At 67.6% G+C, this 2,157-nt stretch carries 1 pseudogene; it reads right to left on the reverse strand.

Annotation, left to right across the window (positions count from 1 at the left end):
• A pseudogene (locus EOB59_RS34515) lies at nucleotides 1–2,157 on the reverse strand (translocation/assembly module TamB); the annotation flags it as partial.

Here is a 2,157-nt window from a genome sequence, read left to right on the forward strand (position 1 = left end):
CGGGTGCGCGCCTTGTCGATGCGCGCTCCCGAGGTGCTGACGCTGCCGCCGATGACGGGCGATGTCGCGGGACCGCGCACCTGCACGTTGACATTGGCGGTTCCGGACAGCGACAGGCCCTGCGCGGCAAGCTTCTGGCTGAGCAGGCCGAACGGCACGACGCCATTGAAGTCGAGCACCAGTGCCGGCGTGCCGGCCGTCGTCACGGTGCCGCCGCCCTTGACGCCAAGGCCGGCTCCATCGCTGACATTGGCATTGAAGGTCAGTTTGTTGGCGCCGAAGGTGCCCGACGAGGAGACACTGACCGCACCGACACCGGCACCGCGGGTCTGCGAGGTCTGCACGCCCGCCGCGTCGAGATTGAAGGCAATGGCGGGATTTGCCGGCGCGCCCGTCACCTTGACCGTGCCTGAGATCGAGCCGGCGGCATCGAGCCCCGGCGAAAAACTGTTGGCGAGCGACATCGGCACCCGCGCCAGCGTCGCATTGATGTCGAGCGCCGTGCCGACCTTGCCGGTCACCGTCGCCGTGCCACCGCCAAGGTTGAGCACCAGCCGGTCCAGCGTCGTCGTGCCATTGGCGATGCTGACGGTCGAGGCCTGGGCAATGGCCGCCTTGATGCCCTGGACGGTCGCCTGGCCGGAGGCAAGCTCGATAGTTGTCGTGCCGTTGGCCACTTTCACCCGGCCGGCGGCCCGCGCCGGAATGCCCTTGACGGTTGCGCCGCCGGCGAAGCCGGTCCAGTCGCCGTCGCGCTTTAAGTCGACATCGATGCCGCTGATCACGGTGCCGCCCGAAATGACGGTGTCGGCGCGGATCTTTCCGGAGATCACGGGCGCCGCCAGATAGTTGGCGACCAGCGCATCGATCGAGACGGCTTTCGCCTGCAGGTCGCCGCGCGTGATCGACGCTGTCGCCGCCTTGATGGCGACCTGCGGTGCGGTGCCGTTCTTCGAAAAGGCGATCGTGCCGCGCACGTCGCCTTCGGCCTTTTCCAGGGCAAGTGCCGCCACCGGGCCGATATCGGGCAGGTCGAGCGCGATGGTGCCGACCGGCACGAACTTCTCGTCCAGCGCCAGATCGCCGGAAATCCTGTTCTTGCCGAGCGACAGCAGCAGGCCGTTGATGGCGCTCTTGCCGTCCGCCGTCGCCAGCACCGCACTGCCTTGCAGCGCCTGGCCGGCGACATTGCCGGTCAGTTGCACATTCGCCGCCGGATTGGCGGCGTCGGCCTTGCCGGTGGCGGTCAGCTTCAACCCGGTGATCTCTCGCGCCGCCACGAGAAGGCGGTCGCTGTCGACCGTCAGTGACAGATCCGGCGCAGTGGCCGGCCCCTGTGCGTTCAACGCAAAGGCGATGGCGCCCTTGGCATCCTTCGACAGCAGCGAGATGTCGCTCAGCGCGCCCTTGATGTCGGCGGCCACCTTGTTGTCGGCAAGGCTGGCATGCCCGTCGGCGGTCAGCGCACCCGAGGTCAACTTCAATCCGCCTATGTTGATGCTGCCGTTGGGGTCGCGCTTCAGCGTGGCGCTGATCTCAGCGCGTTCGCCAAGCATGCCGCGCGCCGCCGCCGGCAAGGCCGACGATGGGGCATCCGCCTTCAGGTTGAGGTCTATGGCACCGTCTCGCAGCGATACCTGGCCGGCGACCTGGCTGTTCAGCGCATCGCTCTTGAGCGAGCCGCTGTCGATGGCAAACAGGTCGGCCGTCAGGCGGCCGCTGACGGCTGCCGTGACCTTGCCGGCGATCAGCGGCGCGATCACCGGATTGTTGAGACCGACCTTGTCCACCGACACCGTGCCGGAAACCGGCCCTGCACGGTTCTTGAGATCGAACGCATCCGAATGCAACGCCATGGCAAGCCCCTCCACCCTCGCCGGGCTGGTGACGATCGAGGGCAGGATCGCCGAGACATCCAGGCGGGCCCGCGTGCTCTCGCCCGCCACCTTTGCCGACAAGGACTGGATCTCGATCTTGACCGGGCTCTCGGCGCTGCCGACAGTCAGGGGCAGGCTGGGGCCGGATGAGATGAGATCGAGCACAAAATCGCTGGCGCCGTTCGGGTTGAGGGTGCCGGTTGCCTTGCCGGAAACCTTGTCGCCGGTCAGCGTCACCTGATCGAGCACCACGCCGCCGGCAATCGTGTAGCTGCCGGCC

It is taken from the genome of Mesorhizobium sp. M7A.F.Ca.MR.176.00.0.0 (assembly GCF_004023165.1).
In the GTDB taxonomy this organism is placed as follows: domain Bacteria; phylum Pseudomonadota; class Alphaproteobacteria; order Rhizobiales; family Rhizobiaceae; genus Mesorhizobium.